At 70.2% G+C, this 23,144-nt stretch carries 16 protein-coding genes; 2 read left to right on the top strand and 14 right to left on the bottom strand.

All coding sequences use genetic code 11. The features are described 5' to 3' along the window. The coding region (locus ACXAID_RS17365; RefSeq protein ID WP_475023447.1) for an MMPL family transporter at nt 1–1,002 on the bottom strand (1,002 nt) is incomplete at its 3' end. A 121-nt stretch (nt 1,003–1,123) separates the two neighbouring features. Next, entirely contained in the window at nt 1,124–1,825 is a 702-nt protein-coding gene (locus tag ACXAID_RS17360; protein ID WP_475023448.1) for a M15 family metallopeptidase, read from the bottom strand. 225 nt (nt 1,826–2,050) lie between these two features. Here ACXAID_RS17360 and ACXAID_RS17355 point away from each other — a divergent pair, with 225 nt between their 5' ends. Next, nucleotides 2,051–2,266: a hypothetical protein gene (locus ACXAID_RS17355; RefSeq protein ID WP_475023446.1), complete on the top strand. Its 216-nt coding sequence runs from the start codon at nt 2,051–2,053 to the stop codon at nt 2,264–2,266. A gap of 37 nt (nt 2,267–2,303) precedes the next feature. Here ACXAID_RS17355 and ACXAID_RS17350 read toward each other — a convergent pair whose 3' ends face one another. The 9 genes from ACXAID_RS17350 to ACXAID_RS17310 form a co-directional block, all read right to left on the bottom strand. Continuing rightward, nucleotides 2,304–3,650, bottom strand: a complete 1,347-nt coding sequence (locus ACXAID_RS17350; protein WP_475023445.1) for a flavin-containing monooxygenase — start codon at nt 3,648–3,650, stop codon at nt 2,304–2,306. Nucleotides 3,651–3,670: 20 nt separating this feature from the next. After that, nucleotides 3,671–5,989: a DUF1989 domain-containing protein gene (locus ACXAID_RS17345; protein ID WP_475023444.1), complete on the bottom strand. Its 2,319-nt coding sequence runs from the start codon at nt 5,987–5,989 to the stop codon at nt 3,671–3,673. A gap of 16 nt (nt 5,990–6,005) precedes the next feature. Next, a complete protein-coding gene (locus ACXAID_RS17340; RefSeq protein WP_475023443.1) occupies nt 6,006–6,377 on the bottom strand; it encodes a cupin domain-containing protein in 372 nt (123 codons plus the stop codon). 186 nt (nt 6,378–6,563) lie between these two features. Next, nucleotides 6,564–8,951: a lysylphosphatidylglycerol synthase transmembrane domain-containing protein gene (locus ACXAID_RS17335; protein WP_475023442.1), complete on the bottom strand. Its 2,388-nt coding sequence runs from the start codon at nt 8,949–8,951 to the stop codon at nt 6,564–6,566. 185 nt (nt 8,952–9,136) lie between these two features. Further along, entirely contained in the window at nt 9,137–9,457 is a 321-nt protein-coding gene (locus tag ACXAID_RS17330; RefSeq protein WP_475023441.1) for a hypothetical protein, read from the bottom strand. A gap of 177 nt (nt 9,458–9,634) precedes the next feature. After that, nucleotides 9,635–11,332 carry an exodeoxyribonuclease V subunit alpha gene (gene recD / locus ACXAID_RS17325; RefSeq protein ID WP_475023440.1) on the bottom strand — a complete coding sequence of 566 codons (1,698 nt, stop codon included), beginning with the start codon at nt 11,330–11,332 and terminating at the stop codon, nt 9,635–9,637. Next, entirely contained in the window at nt 11,329–14,616 is a 3,288-nt protein-coding gene (gene recB, locus ACXAID_RS17320; RefSeq protein ID WP_475023439.1) for an exodeoxyribonuclease V subunit beta, read from the bottom strand. The genes recD and recB overlap by 4 nt, the downstream gene beginning before the upstream one ends. Next, entirely contained in the window at nt 14,616–17,993 is a 3,378-nt protein-coding gene (recC, locus tag ACXAID_RS17315; protein WP_475023438.1) for an exodeoxyribonuclease V subunit gamma, read from the bottom strand. The genes recB and recC overlap by 1 nt, the downstream gene beginning before the upstream one ends. A gap of 65 nt (nt 17,994–18,058) precedes the next feature. Continuing rightward, nucleotides 18,059–18,811, bottom strand: coding sequence for a DUF3060 domain-containing protein (locus ACXAID_RS17310; RefSeq protein WP_475023437.1), 753 nt, complete (start codon nt 18,809–18,811; stop codon nt 18,059–18,061). A 134-nt stretch (nt 18,812–18,945) separates the two neighbouring features. On the opposite strand from ACXAID_RS17310, the gene ACXAID_RS17305 reads away from it, so the two are divergent. Continuing rightward, nucleotides 18,946–20,049, top strand: coding sequence for an NAD(P)/FAD-dependent oxidoreductase (locus tag ACXAID_RS17305; RefSeq protein ID WP_475023436.1), 1,104 nt, complete (start codon nt 18,946–18,948; stop codon nt 20,047–20,049). On the opposite strand, the gene ACXAID_RS17300 is transcribed toward ACXAID_RS17305, so the two are convergent. From ACXAID_RS17300 to ACXAID_RS17290, 3 genes are read right to left on the bottom strand one after another with little or no spacing between them, the layout of a single operon-like run. Continuing rightward, a complete protein-coding gene (locus tag ACXAID_RS17300; RefSeq protein ID WP_475023435.1) occupies nt 20,027–21,019 on the bottom strand; it encodes a magnesium transporter CorA family protein in 993 nt (330 codons plus the stop codon). The two genes, ACXAID_RS17305 and ACXAID_RS17300, sit on opposite strands and share 23 nt — an antisense overlap. Before the next feature lie 45 nt (nt 21,020–21,064). Next, entirely contained in the window at nt 21,065–22,168 is a 1,104-nt protein-coding gene (locus tag ACXAID_RS17295; RefSeq protein ID WP_475023434.1) for an MSMEG_0565 family glycosyltransferase, read from the bottom strand. Nucleotides 22,169–22,173: 5 nt separating this feature from the next. Beyond that, nucleotides 22,174–23,016, bottom strand: coding sequence for a carbon-nitrogen hydrolase family protein (locus ACXAID_RS17290; RefSeq protein ID WP_475023433.1), 843 nt, complete (start codon nt 23,014–23,016; stop codon nt 22,174–22,176). Between the last annotated feature and the right edge of the window lie 128 nt (nt 23,017–23,144).

Below are 23,144 nucleotides of genomic sequence, written 5' to 3'. Positions count from 1 at the left end.
CAGGCGGGCCACGTCCAGCGCGTCCAGCCGGTCGCCCAGCACGACCAGCGCCGCGGGGGTGACGACGACGGCCGCCGCGGCGGCGAAGGCCACGGTGGCCACCCCCGCGTAGGCGAACGACTTCAGGAAGTGCATCGGGAACAGCACCATCGCTGCCATGGACAGCGCGACCGTCGTCGCCGAGAAGATCACCGTGCGCCCGGCGGTCGTCATGGTGCGCACCAGCGCGGTCGCCGGCGCGGCGCCGGTGGCCAACTCGTCGCGATAGCGCGACACGACCAGCAGCGTGTAGTCGATGGCCAGGGCCAGACCCATGGCGACGGCCAGGTTCAGGGCGAAGATCGACACGTCGGTGCCGAATGTGACCAGCCGCAGCACTGCCAGCGCCCCGATCACCGACATCGCTCCGATCGCCACCGGCACCGCGGCGGCCAGCAACCCGCCGAACACCCAGACCAGCACCAGGAAGCTCAGCGGGATCGCGAGTGCCTCCATCACCAGCAGATCGCGCTGGGACTGTTCGGTGATCTGCAGGTTCACCATCGCGGTGCCACCGGTGGTGACCGTGACCGCCCCGTAGTCGCCGGCGACCTCCTGGGAAATCTCCTCGGCGTACTCCTGCTGTTCGGCTTCGCTGCCGGTGATTCCCGCGATGATCAACCCGGCCGTGCGGTCGGTGCTGATCAGGTCCGGTGCGGCGGGGGCGCTCCAGGCCGAGGAGATCTCCGCGACGTGCGGATGCTGGGCGAGGACCTGTTCGATGTCGGCGGCGACCCGGCGGGTCTCGGTGGTGTCCAGCCCATCCGGAGAGGACACCGCGATGATCATCTGTACCTCGCCGCGCCCGAACTTCTCGGTGAGAAGATCTGCTGCCGCCGACGATTCGGCGCCCGGGTCCTGAAAGCCGCTGGGGGACAGGCTCTTGGCCACCGGCACGCCGAACACCGCCAGTGCGACGGTCAATACCGCGGCGGCGGTGAGTATTCGGCGCGGTGCGGCCATGGCCAGCAGCGCGATTCGGTGCAGCAGGGTGATCTCCGCTCGTTGAGGACGGCGCCCAAATTTACGGGACGGGAACCGTCTGCGGGGGTTCACGTCATCGTCACATCGGCACGCCTCTCGGTCAGGACAGTTCGAAGTGTTGGTAGTCCAATGGGGAGCGCCAGTGGCCGCCCCAGGTCCAGCCGCGATCGGTGAAGGCCAGCACCGCCGGGTCGCCGTCGTGCAGCATGCCGGGATCGGTGCGGTCGCGGTCGGTCCACGGGCCGGCGTTGGCGGGCTGGACGTCGCCGCGGGAGTCGACATAGGGATTGATCCGCGGGTTGACGTCGACCGCGCGCCCGTAGGCGTGATACGACCATTGCCCGGTGCCGGGGATATCGCGGCAGTTGAACGCCGAGGTGTTGTTGTCGCGCATCGACAGCTCGTCGTCGGCGTCGGGGTAGTTCTCGACGGTGCGCATCCGTTCGATCGGATAGCCCATTCGGTACAACTCGTCGAAGATCTCGATCACCTCGGCGGTGAGGTCCTGGTGTACCACCAGCTGGCCGCGGTGGGTCTGGCCGTCGAATCCGAGGTAGTCGAGGTCCACCCGGCGCAGCTGTTCGGCCGGCACCGGGCAGCCGGGACGCCAGGTGGCGCCGAGGTCCGCCACGGTGACGGCGGTAACCAGGGCCGGCGCCGCGGCCGCGGTGGCCGGTGTCGTCGGGTCCGGGGGTGGCCGGGTGACCGTGCGGACGGTCTCGGGCGCCATGTCCCGCGGCGACCCGGTGGCGACCGGATCCGCGGCGGGTGCGCATTGCACCAGCACAGCCGTTGCGGCCATCAGCGCGGCCAGCCTGACGATCACCACCGACCACCAAGCTACTACCGGACCCGTTACCGGACGCTGTGGTGTCGCTGTACGGCACCGAAACTGCGATTAGTCGCGCTAATCAGTTCTGTTAGTTGGGCTTTGGAAATGGCTGCGGTGGTCACAACAGAACTGTCAAAGATGTGATCTGCACCATCGTCGGGTTATAGTGTGTGCGCAGTCACAGAGAGGACGCTCATGGTTGGAACCAGCGAACCCGCGATGGTCCCGCGCGAGGTCGACGCACACCGCACCGCGCACGCGTCGGTCAACTGGCTGCTCGCCACTCTGATGACCGTGCTGCTGATGGCGGCGATCGCGGGTGTCGTGGTGGCCCTGTCCAGCGGGATGCCCACCGTGGCGATCGTGATCGCGCTGGTCACCGGTGCGGTGTTCGCCGGCGTTCTCTGCTGATTCCGCCGGCGCGGAGCTCAGTACCCCTGACCGGCGGTCACCGCTGCAGAAAGCGGGCCAGGCTGTCGTCGGGTTCCTCCCACCAGGTGGTGCTCGGAACCGGGCCCACACTTCCGGTGCACGGTGAGGCGAACGACTTGTCCCGATAGCCGAGGATGCTCTCGTCCTTGTCGTGCTCCCAGGTCACGAAGTGCTGGCGCACCATCTCGATGTCGAACGCCGGATAGTCGGTCAGCGTCATCAGGTCGCGGACGTAGTCGGTCTGGAAGTCGATCTGTTCCATGATGCTGTCGACCTCGGCGTACTTGGCCCGCCAGGCCGCGACGTCGTCGGCCATCTCCTGGGCCGAGGGCAGCGCCAATCGGCCGGAGATGATGTCGCGGGCGACGAACGCCTGCGCGTCGAACATGCTGAACGTGTAGTACTGGTCCTGCATGCCCAGGTACAGCAGCCGGGGGGTGGCCGCCCACACCACGCCCTTGTACAGGCCGTCGGGATAGAGGTTGTTGGTCGTGGTGAGCCGCAGCTCCGGCGCGAGGAACGGAAAATGATGCTGGTAGCCGGTGCACAGGATGATCGCGTCCACGTCGCGCGAGGTGCCGTCGGCGAAGTGGGCGGTGCGGCCCTCGACGTGGCGCAGCGCCGGAACCTCGGAGATGCCCTCGGGCCACCCGAATCCCATCGGGGCGCTGCGGTAGGCGACGGTGATCGAGGCGGCGCCGTACTTGAGTGACTGCAGCGCGATGTCCTCGGCCGAGTAGCTGCTGCCCAGGATGAGAAGGTCCTTGCCGGCGAACTCGACCGCGTCGCGGAAGTCGTGCGAGTGCAGGATGCGGCCCGGGAACGTCTCGAAGCCCGGGTACTCGGGGACGCTGGGAACCGAGAAGTGTCCGGTCGCCACGATCACGTGGTCGAACGACTCGGTGCGCAGCTCACTGTCCCCGGACGGCCCCCACGACTCGACCGTCACGGCGAAGGTCTGGCTCGCGTCGTCGAACACCACGTCGCGCACCGGGGTCTCGAACTGGATGTACTGGCGCACATCACTTTTCTTGGCCCGGCCGATGATGTAGTCGTAGAGCACCTCGCGCGGCGGGAACGACGGGATCGGCCTGCCGAAGTGCTCGTCGAAGGTGTAGTCGGAGGATTCCAGGCACTCCTTGGGGCCGTTGGACCACAGGTAGCGGTACATGCTGCCGTGCACCGGATCGCCGTGCTTGTCCAGGCCGGTGCGCCAGGTGTAGTTCCACAGACCGCCCCAGTCGCTCTGCTTCTCGAAACACACCACCTCGCCGACATCGGCGCCCGCCCGGCGGGCCTGTTCGAACGCGTGAAGCTGCGCCAGGCCGCAGGGGCCGGCGCCGATAACCGCTGTGCGGGACATGGAGTTCCTCCTTGGTGAAGTCAAGACCGGGGCCGGGTCTTGTCGGGGTCGTAGAACGGAAACCTGGTGACGGTGGCGCCGAGGCGCTTGCGATGGCCGTCGAGCTTGCCCACCTCGACCCGTGTTCCGGGCTCGGCGTACTGAACGGCGATGCGGCACAGCGCGATACTCGCGCTCAGCACGGGAGAGCGGACCCCGCTGGTGACCACGCCGACCTGGGAGCGTCCGACGTGAACGCAGTCGCCGTGCTCGGCCGGTTCGTTGCCGTCGAGCTGCAGCCCGACCAGGGTTCGCTGCGGGTGGGCCTTGCGCTCGAGCAGCGCGGCACGGCCGACGAAGTCGTCGGTCTTGGTCTTCAGCGGGACGGTGAACCCGATGCCGGCTTCGAACGGGTCTGTCTGGTCGTCGAACTCGTGGCCCGAGGCGGCCAGGCCCGATTCGACCCGCAGCAGCTCGAGCGCCTCCAGCCCGAGCGGCGCGAGGCCCACCGGCGCACCCGCAGTCCAGACCGCGTCCCACAGCGCCTCGGCGGAATCGGGATGGACCCACAGCTCGTACCCCAACTCGCCGGAATACCCTGTGCGGGAGACCAGCAGCGGCGGCCCCTCGGGCCCGCCGAGGCGTCCGATCAGGAATCGGAACCACCCGAGTTCACCGACCCCCGGCTGGGTGGGCGGACTCCAGATCAGGTCGGTCAGCAGCGCCCGGCTGGCCGGCCCCTGCACTGCGATGTTGTGCAGCTGGTCGGTCGAGTCCTTGATCCACACCTGACGCAGGCCCAGCCGGCCGGCCTGCTCCCGCAGCCAGACCCCGTCGTAGGGGTCACCGCCGATGAAGCGGAAGTTGTTGTCGCCCAGACGCAGGACGGTGCAGTCGTCGACGACGCCGCCGGTGTCGTTGCACATCGCCGAATAGACGACCTGGCCGCGGGCCAGCCGGCGGATGTTGCGGGTGAGTGCGGCCTGCAGCAACGCCTCGGCATCGGGGCCCAGCACCTCGAACTTGCGCAGCGCCGACAGGTCCATCACCGCTACCCGCTCCCGGCACGCCCAGTACTCCTGGTGCGGCCCGTAGCCGTCGAAGGCGGTGGGCAGCCAGTAGCCCTGGTATTCGGTGAACTGGTTGGTCAACGCACCGGTCCGGGAGGCGAACGCGGTGGGCTTGGTCAAGACCGTCTCGGAGTCCGGGGTCACCCGGTGGCCCACCGCCACGGAGAACCTCCTCGTGGAGTCGTAGACACGGACGTGGATGTCGGTCGGCACCCAGCCGTTGGAGGGGTCGATGTCGTCCGGGCAGGCCGACGAGGCGCAGACCAGGTCGGTGCACGCCCGAAAGAGCACGTAGTCGCCCGGTCTCGACCACGGTTCATCGGCGATGAGTTGGTGAGCGGCGTCGAAGGCGGTGTTGTAGAACAGGTTCAGCGCGGGCCAGCCCGTCCTGGCGGCGACACCGTAGCCGGACAGCGTGGCGTTGAAATTGTCGGTGCAGTTCACATGGCCCGGATAGCCCATGTCCGCGTAGTACTTCGCGGTACAGGCCAGCGCGAACGTGTCGTGCCGGCCGACGGTGTCGCGCACCACCTCGACGAGTGGCCGGGCGCGGGCGTCGAAGAACTTTCCGGTCAGGCCGGGCCGCGGGTAGGCCCCGCCACCGATGGTGCGGGTGGTGGTGGCGTCCAGGCCGTACTCCCGGCCGTCGCCGAGCGCATGCGCGTCGAAGGCCAGGAAGTCCGAACACTGACGACCCTGCACGTCGACGATCTGGATGAACTGTCCGGCGCGCACCTCGTAGGACGATGCGGTGGCTGGGTCGATGTGCATGTCCCACAACGGTTCTGCCAGTGGCTCGGGAAGCTCGGTGACCTCGCGCGGGCGCGGGTCGCCGCGGTGCACCTCGACCCACACCTCCGACGGCGGATTCGGATCGTCGGCGGCCGGCGACATCGGCGCCGCAGGTGCGGCGACCAGCACCACCGCGTCGGCGTCGACCGCGAAGCCGGCCCGCGCTCCGGCGGGCGAATGACCGCCGAACAGCCGGGTCGCGGTTGCGGCGTGCTGGTCGACCCGGTGCCGGGACAGCAGGGTCAGGATCCGGGCCGCGGCGTAGCCGTCCTCGTCGGTGCCGGCGACCAGCCGGTGCAACACGGTGGCCGGGGCGTCGGGTGCGGTTCCGGGCACCGCACCCGGATCGGCCGACAGGACGGTCAGTTCGGCCGGCTGGCGGCCGTGTGGATCGATGACGTCGAGGCGGTCGCCGCCGAAGACCCGCAGTGCGGTGACCGTCCCCGGACCGATCCGGAAGCGCTCGACCGGATCGTCGAGACGGGCAGGTTCGAGCATTCCTGCGGCGGCGGTGTCAGGGCGCGAAGGATCGGTAGCCGACGTAGAACGCCAGCGCGCGGTCGGGAGTGGAGAACAGGATCCGCGACCCCTTCGGGAAGAAGATCGCGTCCTTGGCCCGGGCGATCTCGACCTGCCCGGTGTCGACGTTCTCCAGCCGGAACTCGCCCTCGAGGACGATCTTCATCTCGTCGTAGTCGTAGAAGTAGTCCAGCGGCGCATCGGTGTTGCGCAACTCGAAGTAGCCCGAGCACATCGGGACGCCGTTGGGGTTGGCGTAGACGTCGTCGATGAATCCCTCGGTGCCCGGGTACTGCTCGAGCGGCATCTGTGGAAGGGACTTCCAGAAGCCCGATGTCACCAGGAACTTGGTGTCGGTGCTCGTCATGCGGCCTCCAGCGTGATCTCTCGTATGAAACTTTGTCTGATGAGAGGAAACCATGCCGTCGTTTCGGGCAGATTAAGCCCGGTAGCGCCCACGTATCGCGTCGGGACCGAGGCCCGCGAACGTGCATTCCCTGTAGTGCCCCAAGCGCCATCGCGACAGGGAATGCACGTTCGCGGAAACGTCCGGCTAGATCATTTCCTTGCGGGTCAGCCACCGCATGATCGGCCAGCCGAGGAACACCGGCAGCCAGCAGGTCAGAATCCGGTAGAGCAGCACCGCGGGCACCGCCACCGCGGTCGGCACCCCGAACGCGGCCAGGCCGCCGATCAGCGCGGCTTCCACCGCGCCGACGCCGCCGGGCGTCGGCGCAGCCGAGGCCAGGGTGCCGCCGACCATCGTGACGATGGTGACGGTGACGAAGTTGGCGTCACCGCCGAACGCCGCGATGCTCGCCCACAGCGCCAGCGCGGAGCCCAGAGTGGTTGTCGCGCAACCGAGGACGATCAGGGCCAGCCGTTTGGGTTCCCGGGCGAGTACGAGGAGATCGTCGAAGACCTCCTTGAGTCGTGGGCGCAGCGAACTGCCCAGCCAGCGGCGCAACTTCGGGACGATCAGAAACACCCCGACCGCCCCGAGCGCCGCGCCCGCGACCAGGTACACGACCGTGGTGCTGGGCACGAACTGGGACAGGTCCGCCGACGCCCCGGCCGCGGCGCTGAAGAAGATCAGCAACGAGATGTGGGTGATCACCTGCACCGACTGTTGCAGGGCCACGGCGGTGGTCGCGCGCAGGGCCCCCAGTCCGGCCTTTTGCAGAAAACGGGTGCTCAGCGCCAGGCCGCCGACCCCGGCCGGGGTCGTGGTGGCGGCGAAGGTGTTGGCCACCTGCATGATCGCCAGAATCCGGTATTTGACCAGACCGTCCGCGCAGGCCCACAGCGCCGCCGCGGCACCCAGATACTTCAGGCCCGACACCGCCAGGCCGGCAACGGCCCACCACCAGTTCGCGTTGCGAAGCTCGGAGAAGAACACCGGCACCGAGCTGATGAACGGATAGGCGACGTAGACCAGCGCCACCAGCAGCACCAGCTGGATGACCTGGTTGCGGGTGAACCGGGTGATCGTTGCGGCGTCGATCTGATTGGCGCCGGTCTGCCGCTTGACCTCGTCGCGGGCCGAGGCCATCGCCGTGCCCGCGTCGCGCACCGAGTCGCGGACCCGTTTGGGCATCGCGACCTTGGTCAGCCGGCGCGAGGCCGCCAGCACCGACTCGTTTCCGAACACGGAGATCGCGGCCGCAACGGCGTTCTCGGCGTCGTACAGATCGGTGGTGGTGATCAGCAGTTGCGCGATGTCGGTGTGCAGATGCGCCTCGGAGGCGCCGTACTCGGCGTGGGCGAAACCGCCGAACACCGGGGTGCCGTCGACGACGGTGATCTCCTTGCCGCGCAGATCGCCATGTGAGATCTGCTGACTGTGCAGCATGCCCAGCGAATCCCACACCCGGGTCACCGGAGTGGAGTCGGTACAGCGGTCCAGTGGCACGCCCCCGGACGGGTGGTGCGCGTACAGCGTCCAGCCCCGCTCCAGTGTCGCCACCGCGATCGGGGCGGTGTTCGCCATCGCCAGATCGCCGACGGCGATCGCCATCAACGCGCGATGCTCGACAGCCCTGCGCATCGACGGCTGAATCGGTGCGGTCTCACTGTCGCGCAACCGGACCTTGCGCCAGAACTGCCGCAGGAATCCACCGCCGCGCTGGTGCGGACCGTACAGCTCGACGACCGCGGTACCCGCCTGCGCGCAGTCGGCGGTGTCCCGGGTCGCCGACAGCACCATCGGGCCGCGGCCGGCGGGGCGGACCACTGTCAGCGCCGACACGGTGAACCCGCGCCGGGCCATTGCCCGCACCGCGCCGTCCAACGGCACCTCCAGAGCGGGGGTGCCGACGGCCAGCACGACCACTGCCCCGATGAACCAGCCGACCGCCAGCCCGAGCAGCGACCGGGCCGGCACGACCGCGCTGACCACCAGGTGGATCGGAACGAAGGCCAGCAGCAGGGCCCACCACCAGTGCCGCCAGCGTGCCGGCAGCCACGGCCCCGACACCGTCAGCACGGCGGCCAGCATCGCGATCCACCGCGGGTCGTCGAGGAACTGCGACAGCACCGTGTCCAGACGCTCTGACAGGTCGAAGTGCCATCGCGGCGCGGCGATGCCGTTGCCGGTGATCGACAGCAGCAGGATCGCACTGATTCCGGCCGCGGCATAGGCGCCCAGCAGCTTCCACTGCCGCGACACGATCAGCCCGATCAGGATCACGAACGGCAACGCGAAGATCGCCACGCCGTAGATCAGATAGACGGTGTTGGACTGGGTCGGGGTCAGCACCCCGATGATCTCGGAGATCGACCGCTCCAGCGTCTCCCACTCATATCGGGTGATCAGCGAGCTGGTGACGACGATGAGCAGGAACACCGCGGACAGTGCCAGTCGCAGGATGTCGTTGGTGCGGCGGATCAACGGTTGGAGCAAGCTGCCGGAGACAGCTATCTCGCGCCCGTCAACTCGCATCTGACAACGATCTCTTCCGATTGGCGGTGAACCGTGCTCGGCTCACCGACAACTTAACGATTTTTCACCGCGAGTCGGAAATAGCGGAGAAACGACGGGTGGCGGCAACCACGCGAAAAAGGGACGCCCCGCGATGGGGCGCCCCTTTTCTTCGCCGTTGAGCGGAACCTCCGTGTGTTCGCTTCTCAGCGCACGGTCACGTAGTAGACGTCCCCCACCGGAACCCGTTGGCGGTTCTCGTTGATCACGTACTGGTCGTTTTGGTAGACCGTGTCACGAACCGCGGGGCCCTCGATCACAGAGACCACTTCGGTCTGTGAAAGCGGCACGTCAGAGCGGTTCTCCACGATGACGCGGTTGTCGTCGGACTCCAGTTCGGCGATCGCGTCGGCCGCGTTGTCCCCGGCGACGGGAAGCGCCTGCGCAGGCACGGCCAATCCCAGCGTCGCGGCGGACAGTCCGGCGCCGAGCGCGGTGGCCACGGGTGTCATCAACTTCTTCGGCATTCTTGTTCTGCTCCTCTCTTCGTCAGAGCGGTGGAGCGATCCGGCGCGATCTGCGACGTCTTGACACATCGCCCGATCAGCTCATGCACATCGGGTTTCCCCGATCTTCTTGTTGAAACAACACGGCGTTGACCGCAATTTCATCTCGGCGTGATCGTTCGCATTTCGGACAGACGATCACCGGTCTTGGCGCTCCCCGGTCGCCCGTAGTCGCCTGGCCAGGCCCGATGCCCGCACAGCCGGCCGGCCGACCGCAGCACGCACCGAGGATTCCGGACCGATCACCCGGACCCGCGCCTTGGCGCGGGTGATCGCGGTGTAGAACAACTCCCGCGTCAGCAGCCGCGACTCCGCCGGCGGCAGCAGCACGGTGATCTCGTCGGCCTGGCTGCCCTGGCTCTTGTGGATCGTCAGCGCGAACATCGTGTCGACCTGACCCAGTCGACTCGTCGCGAAGTCAGCCGAGCCGATGTGGGCGCGCAACCCCTGCGACGACGCCACCACCACGCCGGCGTCACCGTTGTAGACGCCCAGCCCGTAGTCGTTGGCGGTGACCAACACCGGCCGCCCGGCATACCAGGGCGCCCACATCGGCTGGCCGGTCGCCTCGGCCAGCCAGCCCTCGACCCGCCGATTCCACAGCGCCACCCCGAACGGACCACGCCGGTGCGCGCACAGCAGCCGGTGCTGATCCAGAACGGACAGGGCGCCCGCCGCGTCGCCGAGAACGGCCGCCTGCCGCAACGCCACCGCGCGCTCGACCAGCATCGGCCGCAGCGCGTCCACCGGGTCCTCGGTGTCGACCCACTCGATCGACTCACCCCCCGCGCGCAACAACTCGAGCACGGTGTCCCCGTCGCCGCCGCGCACCGCGTCGGCCAGCGCCCCGATCGAGTGCCCGAACCGGTGCGGTGTCTGCAGCTGCACGACGCCGTGGCCGCCGAGCCCGTCGACCAGATCGGCCAGCACAGCACCGGCGTCGACCGAAGCGAGCTGATCGGGGTCGCCCACCAGGAGCAGCCGGGCCTCGGGCCGCACCGCCTCCAGCAGCCGGGCCATCATCGTCAACGACACCATCGAGGTCTCGTCGACCACGACGACATCGTGGGGCAGCCGGTTGCCGCGGTGGTGCCGGAACCGCGACGAGGTATCGGGCCGGGCGCCGAGCAGCCGGTGCATGGTCGTCGAACGCAGTCCGGCCAGCCTGTCCCGGTCGACCGGGGCCAGCCTTTCGACTTCGAGCTCGACAGCTTCCTGCAGCCGGGCCGCCGCCTTTCCCGTCGGCGCCGACAGGGCCATCCGCGGCGGCGCCCCGCCGCTGAGTTCGGCCTGTTCGGCGATCGCGGCCAGCAACCGGGCCACCGTCGTCGTCTTGCCCGTTCCCGGGCCGCCGGTCAGGACGGTGAGACGTTGCACGACAGCGGTTTGCGCCGCCACGCGCTGTTCGGCGTAGCCGGGCGGGAAGAGCCGGCCGAGATCGGGTGTCGGCGCGGCGGGCTCGCCGGAGGTCAGGCGGGCGGACACATCACCACAGACCTGCTGCTCCTCGAGCCAGTACCGGTCGAGGTAGACGAGATCGTCGAGGAACCGGAGCACCGGCGGGGACCCGGCGAGCGGACTCGCCCGCACCGCGGCCAGCCACTGCCGAGGTTCTGGCCAGGGAAGCTCGAGGAGCTCACCGGCATCTCCGGCGTGCCGTTCCCGCGCCTGCGCCAGATCCACGCACACCGAACCGGTGCGCAGCGCGGCGACCAGCAGTGCCACCGCCAGCTGCACCGCGGTGCCGGATTCACCGCCGAGCGCGCCGAGCCGCCGGGCAACCCGGCTGTCCGCGGAGTCGATCACGCCGGCGGCGACGAACTCGTCGAGCGTCATGACGGGATCCCCAGATGCAGCAGGTCCGACAGGGCCGTCACCAGCGCGGCCGGCGGACGCCAACTGAACACCCCGGTGGGCACCCCGTCCTCCTGAGGGGTCTGCGGACCGCACATGCCACGTAGGAACAGATACAGCACGCCCCCGAGATGGGTCTCGGGGCGGTACCCCGGCTGGCGCCACCGCAAGAACCGGTGCAGCGCCACGAGATACAGCAGCGCCTGCAACGGATAGTCCGAGTGCAGCATCGCCTCGGTCAGCCGCGGCCGGCGGTAGTCGGCCGCCGTCAACGGCTGCTCGGCGGTGCCGAGCCAGTTCGTCTTGTAGTCCACCACCAGGTAGCGCCCGCCGACCCGCAGCACGGCGTCCACCGAACCGGTCAGATAGCCGCGCAGCGGTTGGCGGCCCAGCGGGGCGCCGGTCAGCCGGCCGGCATACCCCGCCAGCGGATCCGAATCCGGCAGGTGCTCGGCGAGCAGCCGCCCGACGTCGGCCAGCCGGATGTCGGGCGATCCCGCCCGAACGTCACCGCCGGCCAACGGGAACTCGAAGTCCAACTCCGCCAGACGATCGCGCAGCCCGATCCGGCGCAGCACGGTGTGCTCGGCCAGCGGCCCCAACGGGGTGTCGTACAACGGCACCATCGCCGCGGCCAGCTCGCCGGCGGGCACGTCCACCGGCCACCACGGTGCGTGCACGGCGATCTGGGCTTCCAGTTCGGCGGCCAGGTTCGGCGCGAACGGGTCGGTGGTCTGCAGCACGGCGTGGACCAGCGTGCCGAACTTGGCCCCGGTCGGCAGCCCGGCCATCGGGGACGGCAGGTCCGAACCCGGCTCCGGGGCGGTCGGCGTCAACCCGCCGGCATCACCGACCTCGTCGTCGAGTTCGGCGACCTCGGGTTCACTGCTGACCCCGGCCGGTTCGACGTCGCGGATCAGCCCCGAATACGAGGTGCGCCGCCAGCTGGTGTCGATCGGGCGACGAAAACGTCTGACCGCCAGACCGTCGGGCACCGGCTCCGTCGGCGCCGCCGGTACCGGCGCCACGATCGACTCCTCGACGGTCAAGCCGCCCAGGGCTTCCCAGGCCCGAAATCGGGTCAGAGCCTGCTCATCGGTGGGTCCGTCCGGACACCGGTCGGGCACCGCCGGCTGGCCGGGCTCGCGGCCCCGCAACAACCGGGACAGCCCGCCGGTGGGTTCGTCCCAGGACGGCGCCCACCACGCCACCAGCTGTGACTGTGCGCGGGTCATGGCGACGTAGGTCAACCGGATGTGATCCCCGGCCTGCTCATGAGCTCCCTGCGCGGCAACAGGATTGAAATCGGCGCTGTCCGGGTCGCCGACGTGCAGGCACCGGGTGCCGCCGTCGTGGAAGCTGATGAACTTCTCGTCGTGCTTGCGGCGGTTGAATGCGAACGGCAGATACACGATGGGAAACTGCAGCCCCTTGCTGGCGAACACGGTCATGATCTGGACCGCCGCCGCGTCGCTGTCCAGCCGCCTGCTGCGTTCGGTGGATCCGCGCGTCGCACGCTGGGCGCGCAGCCAGTCCCGAAGGGCCGGAAGCCCGTAGCGCTCCCGGTGGGCGGTCTCGTGCAGTAATTGGGTCAGGTGCGCCAGGTCGGTCATATGGCGCTCGCCGCCGGCGTAGGACAGCACCCGCTCGGCCAGTCCGCGCTGCTGGGCGGCCTCGAACACCGCTGCGACACCACGTTCCCGGGCGTGGTCGGCCCACTCCCGCAACACCCCGGTGACGCGGTCGGTCAGCTCGTCGCCGCCGCGCGCGAGGCTCTCGGCCGTCTCCCCGAAGAACCGCGTCGCCGCCGCGGCGCGAACCAACCCGGTTCGGTGCGGCTGGTCGAAAGCCTCCAGCAGACAGAGCCAGTCATCGGCCGCCGGTGAGTTGAACACGTCCGAATCGCCGGTGTAGACCGCCGGGATCCCCGCCGCGCACAACGCGTCATAGCAGCGCCGGGCGTCCTCGTGCAGCTCCACGATGACCGCCACATGGCGGGGCGCCAGGGTCTCGCCGTCGAAAGTGGCTCCGCTGCCCAGCAGCGCGGCGACGTCGGCGGCCAGATCGGCGCAGATATGGGTGCGCAGCGTCGCGATCGGGATGGTGCGGGTGCGTTTCGTGCCGAACGGAGTGCGGCCGACCACCCGCAACCGCAACGGGTCGGCGCGCGGGGCGCCTGCGAGCCGGCGCCGTACGTGATGGGCCGAGACCTCACGGACCTTGATGTCCGGATCGCCGAGCTCGGCGTCGCCGAGCACCACCTGCAGGCAGTCCACCAGCGCACGGTCGCTGCGCCAGTTGACGCTCAGGGTCCGCTGATCGGCCGCGCTGCGGGCCGCCTCGAGGTAGGTGACGATGTCGCCGCCCCGGAACCCGTAGATGGCCTGCTTGGGATCACCGATCAGGATCACCGTGGACCGCCCCGAGAACGCGCGGTCGATGACCTGCCACTGGACCGGGTCGGTGTCCTGGAACTCGTCGACCATCACGATCGACCAGCGCCGGTACATCCGTGCCCGCGCCGGTGACCCGGCCGAATCCAGCGCGTCGGCCAGACGACCGAGAAGATCGTCGTAGCTGAGGATGCCGAGCCGGCGCTTGCGCTGGTCGAGCTGGTGCAGCACATCGCGGGCGAACGTCAGCCGGATGGCGGGTTCCGAACCCGGCACCGCATCGGTCGGCCGCAGCTGCGCGTGCGGATTCCTGACCACCTCACGGGCCAGCCGCAGCGCCTCACCGCGGGTGAGAACCGGCTCGGCGGCGTCGCCGGCGAAATGCGCCAGGTACAGGTCGTCGACGATCTCGGCGACCAGCTCGTCGAGGCTTTCGACGAGGGTCACACCGGCGTCGGTGTCACCGGCGACCCCCAACGACTTGAGCACCAGGTGGCAGAACTGGTGGGTGGTCGCGATCGTCGCGGCGTCGAAACCGGCCAGCGCATCGCGCAGCCGCTCGCGGCGCAGCGCCAGCTCCGGCGGCTCGGCGTCGACCAGCTGCCGCAGCACGTCGTTGTGCGCCGCGGCTTCGGGGTCGTCGAATGCGTGGAGCGCCTCGAGCATGCCGCGACGCACCCGCTCGCGCAGCTCCTGACTGGCGGCCCGGGAGAACGTGATCAGCAGCATCTCGTCGAGGCCGGCCAGGCCTTCGGCGACATAGCGGGTGACCAGCCCCGCCAGCGCGAAGGTCTTGCCGGTGCCCGCACTGGCCTCCAGCACCGTCGTGGAGCCGGCGGCCGGCAGCGGGCCCCGCAGATCGAATCGCCGCATCAGTCCAGGCTCCGTTCGGCGCGCAGCAACGGCAGCCACAGCCGCGCCGCGAACGCCCCGAGCCGGGTACGTTCGCCCTCGAACTCCTCCCCGGGGCGCACCGGGTCGAGCAGCGCCTCCAGCGGCGCCCCGAACCCCCAGACCCGTTGCGCAGCAGGATCATCCCTGTCCCACTTCCACCTGTGCTGCGCTTCGCGCTCGGGGAGCCCCGCGGTGTGCCGGGCCTCGGCCCACGCGTAGGACGTCTTGATCGGCAGCGGCAGCGGCTCGCGCCGACCGGCGTCGTAGATCGCCACCAGATCGGCCAGCAGCGCCGGGGCCGCCGTGTCGGGGGCGCCCAGCGACCGCTGCGCCGGTGCCTGTCCCTTCCTGGACCGGCCGATCGCCAGCGCGGTCCAGTCCGTCCGCGGATGGCATGCGCTCAGCGCCAGCAGCTTGATCCAGGGCCCGAGCAGGTGGCGGCCGTCGAGCTTGGAATAGGTCACCTCGACGATCCGCTGTCCGAACACCTCTCCGACGGTGCCGGTGAGGCGACGGCCGCCGCCGAGGTCGAGGTCCACGTCCAGCGTCCGGGCCGCCGCCCGCCGGTGCTGCTGCGCGGCGACCGACAGCGTGGCGGCCTGATCGCTGAGTTGCTGGGCCTTGCGCCAGCCCAGCCGCCCAGGCGGCAGCGACCCGCGCCGCCACTCCATCTGCCGGGCCGTCTCCGGCGGCTGACCGCGCAGCATGTCATGCAGCATCCGGTCGCCGACCACCCACTCCTGCAGCGCGTCGATCTCGACCGGCATCGCGTCCTCGACGCCGTCGACCTCCCAGGGCAGCGTGTAGTCCAGCGCGCGGAAGAAACCCTTCACCGGATCGGTGAAGAACCTCACCAGGTCGTCGAGCGCGACGTCGGTGGGTGCCGCAGCCGGCAACGGCCCGGCCAGGAAGCCGGGCTCGGCGGCCCGGCTCGCGCCGGCGGCCTCGGCGGCGGTCAGCGCGATCGGGTCGAAGGTGAACGGTTCGCCCGGGGGCATGCCGAGATCGCCGGGGGACACGTTGCGAACATCGAAGGGCTGCAACGGGTGCGCGACAACGACCCGGTCGCCGACCGGCCGTGCGGTGGTCGAGTCGAGGGCGTCGAGGAGTTCCACGAGCGGCACCGCCGGCGCGCGCTGCGCGCCGCTGTACTCGTTGGCGCCGGTGTAGGTGATCACCAGCCGTTCGGTCGCCGAGCAGATCGCGTCGAGCAGCAGCTGACGGTCCTCGGAGCGGGCGTCGCGTTCACCGGTCATCGGGTCGCGTGCCAGCACGTCGTCGCCGTCGACCACCCCCGACCGCGGGAACACGCCGTCGTCGAGCCCGACCAGGCACACCACCCGGTGCGGCACCGCACGCATCGGCACCATCGTGCACACCGTCAGTGTGCCGGTGCGGAAATTGGCCCGCGTCGGCCGTCCGGCCAGATGACGCTCCAGCAGCGCACGGACATCCGGGAGACGCAGCGCGGTGCCGGATCGCTCACCGGCATCGGCGAGGATGCCGGTGAACTCCCGATCCAGTTGCGCTGACTGCCAGGCGTTGTCGCCCTCCGCGGCGCCCAGTGCGGCGACGGCGTCGGCCAGGTTGCCCAGCCACTGGCGCAGCGGCCGGGTGCCCGCCAGCGAGCGCGCCGTATCGGCGAGGACGGCAACGTATTCGGCGAGCCGGCCGGCCAGCTCCACCCGGGTGCTGCCGACATCGTCGAGCGGCAGCGTGGTGTCCAGCCATGCGTGCGAGTCATCCGACATCGCCACCCCGGCCAGGATCCGGTCGATACCGAAACGCCAGGTGTTGTGGACGAACCCGCCGACCCCGAACGGCTCCCGGTCCGCCGTGTCGAACCCCCAGCGGATGTTCGCTTCCCGCACCCAGGCCGCGATGGTGTCCAGATCGTCGTCGGTGAAACCGAATCGGGCACGCACCGGCGCAGACTCGGCCAGGTCGAGCACCTCGCTGGCCGACGCCCGCCCGCCGGCCAGGGCGAGCAGCTGCGCGGCCAGGCCGAGCAGGGGATTGGTCTGCACCAGCGCCCGGTCGGCCAACCGGACCCGCAGGTGGTGGGCGGGGTGCGGCTCGGCCACCACGTCGCCGAGCCCGAACCCGGCGACGATCAGCGGCGCATACGTCTCGATGTCCGGGCACATCACCAGGATGTCGCGGGGCTGCAGCGTCGGGTCGTCGGCGAGCAGGCCGAGCACCACCTCACGCAGCACGTCGACCTGGCGGGCCGGGCCGTGGCAGCTGTGCACCTGAACGGAGCGGTCCGCCGGATCGTGCGAACGCCCCTGCGGGCGAACCGCGTTGGCGGCGATATCGGACTGCAGCCAGCCCAGCAGGGTGTCCGGCCGCGGCGGACCGGATCGGTGCTCGTCGCCGGCGAGGGTGGCGGGCAGGGCACGTTGCAGTTCGCGGATGTCCCGGCCCAGGGTCACCAGCAGCGGATGCTCGGCGTCCCGGTGGCTGGTGTCGTCGCGGCGAGGCACCGGACCGGACAGCCCGGCCAGCCTGCCCCACAGTGCCGCACTGGGGTGCGGCAGCCACAGGTGCAGCTCGTGATGGGTGGACAACGCCTCCAGCAGCTCCAGTTCGCTGCCCGGCAGCCGGGTGTGGCCGAACAGTGACAGCCGGGCGGGCAGCTCCGTCGGGGCCGCACGCAGCCGGGCCACCGTGTCGGCGTGCCGCACATGCGGCGGGTCGGCGGGGACCCGGTCGACCAGCGCCCGCCACAGCTCGGGCTGCCACCGCAGATCGGTGGCGAGATCACCGGTGCGGCCGGCGAGCCAGTCGGCGAGCAGCCCGGGCCGCTGCCGGGCGTACGACGCGAACAGCCCGGCGAGCCGGCGGGCCACCGAATAGCGGCGGCCCCGGCGCAGTTCGCGCTCCTCGCCGCCGTCGAAGTGGCCCAGGTGACCTGCCAGCGGCGCGCACCACTCGGCATCCAGGCTGGCGTCGATGACCTCGAGCAGCGGCCACACCAACGCGTCCGGTTCCCACGGATCAGTCTCGGGGGTGCCGGTGCCGGTCTGCTCCTCGCGCAAGCGCTCGTCGGTGCTGGTCTGCTCCTCGCGCAAGCGCTCGTCGGTGCTGGTCTGCTCCTCGCGCAAGCGCTCGTCGGTCAACTCCGCGATCAGCGAGCGCGGATGCCGGAACGTCACACCCGCGCACACCCCGTCACCGGCCGGGCCGCCACCCAGGATGTGGGACAGGCGCTGGCTGAGCCAGCGTTCCATGCCGCGGGCCGACACCAGCACGAGGTCCTCGGCGAACGGGTCGGGCGGCGGGACGGCCAGCAGCGCGCCGAGGCCGTCGGCGAGCAGGTCGGTGCGGTCGGCCCGATGGAGATGAAGCGCCATCGGCGCTCACCCTACGGTGGGGCGGCGCCTGCGCGGGGCTCGACCGGAATCCCCGGGGCCGGGTTTCACCGCTGTTCGACGGTGTTGCCGCTGCCCGAGTTGGAGATCTCCGGGGCGCCCGCGGAGTAGGTCACCCGGTTGTCGAAACCGGACGCGACGATGGATTGCGCCGAATCGACGTCCACGACGTTCTCGAAGCCCGACACCGTGACAACCCCACAGTCGCCCTCGATCTCGACGGTGTTGCTCATGCCGCTGACATGGACCGCACCGCCGGCGCAGAAGACGGTGCGGCGAATCTCGACACCGCCGATGTTCAGCGACTGCCCCGCCTCGACGATGTCGGCCGCCTTGGGCATCGGACCGCCCGGCTCGACCGGGTCGACCTCGGGCGGTTCGACCGGTCCGCCGCCGCCGGCCACCGTCGGCGGGGGGACCGGCTCGAAGTCCGGTGTGCCGTCGGAGGTGAAGAACACGGCCAGGCCGACGACGCCGACCATGATCGCTGCGAAGATCGCCAGCGGGATCAGCCACAGGACCCGCGTGTTCTTGTGCACGACGTGCTGCGGCGGGGCGTAGTACGGCGACCCGACCGGCGGTGGACCCGGCTGGGCGCTGCCGCCCGCGGTGTAGCCGTAGGGTGCGGCCCACGGCTGCGGGGCCGAACCGCTGTGCTGATAGTCCTGGTAGCCGTACGGCGGGGCCGGCGGCGGGGCCGACTCATAGGGTCGGGTTCCGAGCTCGCTGGCCGCGGCCTGCTCGGCGAGCGAACGCTCCAGGTCCCGGATGCGCGCCTCAGGGTCCCCGTCTGACTCCATGCGGAGATGGTTTCACACCGATCGTCGCTGCTCAACGCTCTCTGAGCCGAGGCGGCAGCAGATCAGTCTGACCAAACCCTGACACCTGCGGTCCGGCGGGATTCGCCGGGCTTCGCCGGTGGTACCCCGTTGGCATGGTGGCAGCGGGTTTGGTGGCCATCGGCAGTGGTCCGGCGGGCGTCAGTGCGGCGGAGACCTTTCGCGCGCGGCACCGCCACATCCCGGTCCGAATCCTGACCAGCGATCCCGCGCTGCCCTACGCGAAACCGCCGCTGAGCAAGCAGTTCCTCCGCGGGCGGCCCGTCGAACTCGACCTGCACAGCGAGGGCTGGTTCGAGCGCAACGCCATCGACCTGGTGCGCGGAGTCACCGTCGAACGCATCGACGTCGACGCGCAGGAGGTGATCACCGCAGGCGGCGCCCGATATCCGTACTGGCATCTGGTCGTCGCATCCGGGTCGCGGGCGGTGCCGCCGGCCATTCCGGGTGCGGCGACCGCACTGCCGTTGCGGTCGTTCGCCGATGCGGTCGCGCTGCGGATGGCTGCCCGGCACGCCCGGACCGCGGTGGTGATCGGTGGCGGTCTGATCGGCTGTGAAACCGCGGGCTGTCTGGCCGCGCTCGGTGTCGACACCACGGTGGTGGCGCCCGAACCGGTGCCGCTGCACCGCCGGTTCGGCCTCGACGTCGGGGAACGCGTGGTCAAGATGCTCTCCGATGCCGGGGTGCGGTTCGTCGGCTCCGCAGCCGTGACCGCGGTGTTCGACACCGGGGTGATGCTCGACGGGGGTGAAACCCTGGACGGAGACGTCGTCGTGGCCGCCACCGGGGTGCGTCCGGACATCCGGCTGGCCGTCGCGGCCGGGCTCACCGTCCGCGACGGGCGAATCGTTGTCGACCAGCGGATGCGGACATCTGCCCGCAACGTCTACGCCGCAGGTGACGTAGCCCTCGCCTACAACGTCGCCGCAGCCGGGCCGGTGGTCTGCGAGCACTGGCGCGATGCCGCGCTGCAGGGCCGCGTCGCGGGCCTGACCGCCGCCGGGACCGACGCGCAGTGGGACGAACCGAGCGGATTCTCCTGCACGATAGGCAAGTTCCGGCTGGTCTATCGCGGCTGGGGCGGTCCTTACGACATGTGCAGGGTGTCCGACGACCGTGACGGATTCACCGCCAGCTACGACATCGGCGGCGCGGTCGTGGGCAGGCTGGAAGCTACAGCCAGTCCCGTTTCCTGAACATCACGTACAACACGATCACCAGAGCCACGATGATCGCCGAACTCGCCACGAAGCCGCCGAGGGTGTTGATCCCCGGGTAGTCGACGTTCTGGCCGTAGAAGCCGGTGATCGCGGTCGGCACGGCGATGATGGCCGCCCACCCGGTGAGCTTCTTCATCACCGTGTTCAGCCGTGCGTCCTGCAACGACAGGTTCGTCTCGAACACCGTGGTGACCATGTCGCGCAGCGACTCCGTCCACTCCGAGGCGCGCAGCACATGGTCGTAGAGGTCGGCGTACATCGGATCGAGTTCCGGTGCGGTCCTGGCGTCCATCCGGCGGTGCTGGATCGCGGTGACGACCTCACGCATCGGCAGCACCACCCGGCGCAGCGCGACGAGGTCCTTACGCAGCTGGAAGGTCTTGCGCTGCAAAGCCGACCGGGCCGACCGCTCGTCGAAGAGATCGTCTTCGAGGCTCTCGATCCCGTCGTCGAGGGCCTGGACGGCGTCGAAGTGCCCGTCGACGACGAAGTCGAGCAGCCCGTGCACCAGCGCCCCCACCCCGTGTTCCTGGCCGCCGACCTCGTCGAAGCGCTGTGAGACCGCGTCGATGTCGAACTGCGGTGAGAGACGGACGGTGATCAGGCCGCGCGGCAGCACGAAGCCGGAGATGCGGTGGATCTCCAGCGTGGATTCGGACATGTCGGCCGGCGCCGGCGACTTGACCGTGACGCCGTAGACGCTGAAGAACGTGTGCGTGCGGTACACCACCGCCTTGGTGCGTTCGGCCTCGGCCAGCGCGTCCTCGACGGCCCAGGCGTTGAGGTTGAGTTCCTCGGCGAGTTCGGTGAGCGTGTCGTGGGTCGGGTCGTAGATGTCGCACCACACCAGCGTGTCCTCGGCGGCCAGACAGTCCGAGATCTCGGAGAACACGAAACCTTCGACGGGCGTGCCATGGCGCCAGACGCGGCCGCGGACGTGGGTCACCCGGTCATCATCGCCGAAACAGCATTCCGGCAGCAAAAGTTCGAGTCAGAGGCTGCTGGAATGCTGTTTCGGCGGCGGGGGGTGGGCGGTGTAGAAGTCGAGATGCGCCCGGGCGGCGGCCGCCCACGTCATCGAACGGGCCAGCGCCCGGCCCGCGGCGACCCGGCTGGTGTCGCCGATCGAACGCTGCAGCTCGTCGGCGAACCCCGCGACGTCACCGGCGTAGCGCACCGTGTCGCCGAAAACCTCACGCAGCACGGGCAGATCGCGGGCAACCACCGGCCGGCCGGCGGCCAGCGCCTCCATCGCGGCCAGCCCGAAACCCTCCTTGGTCGACGGGAACGCGAAGACCTCGGCCGCGGCCACCAGGCCGGGCAGTTCGGCGTCGGGTACCGCGCCCAGGATCACCGGCGCGACACCGAGCTCAGCGCAGCGCCGGTCGAACTCGGCGCGGTAGTCGCGGTAGTCGAACAGCGTCTCCCCGCCGGCGATCACCAGCCCGAGACCGGGATCGCGCCGGCGCAACAGCGCAAACGCCTCGGCGAGGTCGACGGTGCCCTTGCGCGGCTCGATACCGCCCACGGCGAGCACGTAGCGGCCCAGGCTGTCGCGCCAGCGGGCCCGTTGCTCCTCCGCCGAGGCGGCCGCGATGAACCGTTCGGCGGCAACCCCGTTGGGGATCACCGTCGGCGACAGCCCCCACCCCTCGGACACCTCCGCCGCCACGGCGGCCGACACACAGATCCGGGCGTAGGGCTCCACCACGGCTTTCTCGTGGCATTCGGCCAGGATCGGCGTGGTGAACTGGTCGAGGTGGTGGATGGTGCGGATACAGGTGCCCGCGGCGTTGGCGCTGATGCAGTCCTGTGCGTGCACGATGTCGTAGTGCTGTGCGGTGAAATGCCGTCGCAGCGTGTCGATGGACCGCACGATCCGGTCGGTGACCGTCTCGTCGGGCCGGTCGGGGAAGTCGAGCAGACGTACCCGCACCGCGGGGTCGACCGGCCGGAAGAACCCGGCGTCGCCCGCCCGAGCCAGCGACCACACCGTGACCTCGGCGCCGTGCGCGGCCAGTGCCTCGGCCAGGTGCAGCGTGTGCACCACCCCGCCACGCGGCTTGGTCGAATAGGTGATCAGCGCGATGCGCATGGCGCTCACCGCCGCGCCGCCGTGCCGTAGGTTTCCACCCGGCGCTCGGCGAGATGGTCCAACACCCTTCTGGCCCGGGTGATCTCCGCTGCGACGTCGATGTCGGCACGGGCCATGCCGCCCTTGGAGCGGGTGGTGGACAACACCTCCCCGCCTGGCCCGACGACCTTGGCCTGGCCGAGGAATCGCAGCGAACCCATGATCCCGGTCTGGTTCGACGACACCACGACGACCTGGTTCTCGGCGGCGCGCGCACAGTCGTAGAGGTCGAACAACCGGGACTGGCGGTCGGCGGGCAGTCGCGATGCGCGGTCGGTGACGCTGGCCGGCCACGCCGACAGCGCCGCGATGACCTGGGCGCCGTCGAGCGCCAGCGCCCGCGCCGACTCGGGGAAGGTCTTGTCGTAGTCGATCAGCATCCCCAGCCGCCCCGCCGGGGTGTCGAAGGCGGTGAACGAGTCGCCGGCCAAGTAGGCCAACGACTCTCCGGCAGGCTGGTGCACCTTGCGGTGTGTGCCGAGCACCCCGTCGCCGGACACGCAGATCGCCGAGTTGTACCGGGCCCCGCCCGGGGCGGCCTCGGCGTAGCCGACGCACACCGTCATGGCCCCGGCAGCGGCGACGACGGCGGCGATCTCCGGGCCGTCGGGGTCCAGCGCCGGCGGCGGATCGGCCGGGTCGGGGGCGAGCAGATCGCCGATGTAGCCGCCCAGGCACGCATCGGGGAACACCAGCAGGTCGACACCGTCGCGGGCCGCGGCCTCGACGATGCCGACCACCTTGGCCACACCGCGGTCGAGGTCGCGACCGAAATGCGCTGCGACCGCGCCTATCGTGATGCCCGACATGGCCTCACCCTAGCCATCCCCGACACCGGCCCCCGCCGGTCACGCGATTCCCAGCCCCGTCACCGGGCCGCCGAGGGCCGGGGTCAGCTCGCCGTCGGGCCAGCGCAGCCGCACCCCCGGGCGGGTGC

The sequence above is a fragment of the Mycobacterium sp. ABE4_509 genome (genome assembly GCF_056160785.1).
Note: the sequence above shows the minus strand (reverse complement) of the source record. Positions and strands in the feature narration are given on the sequence as shown.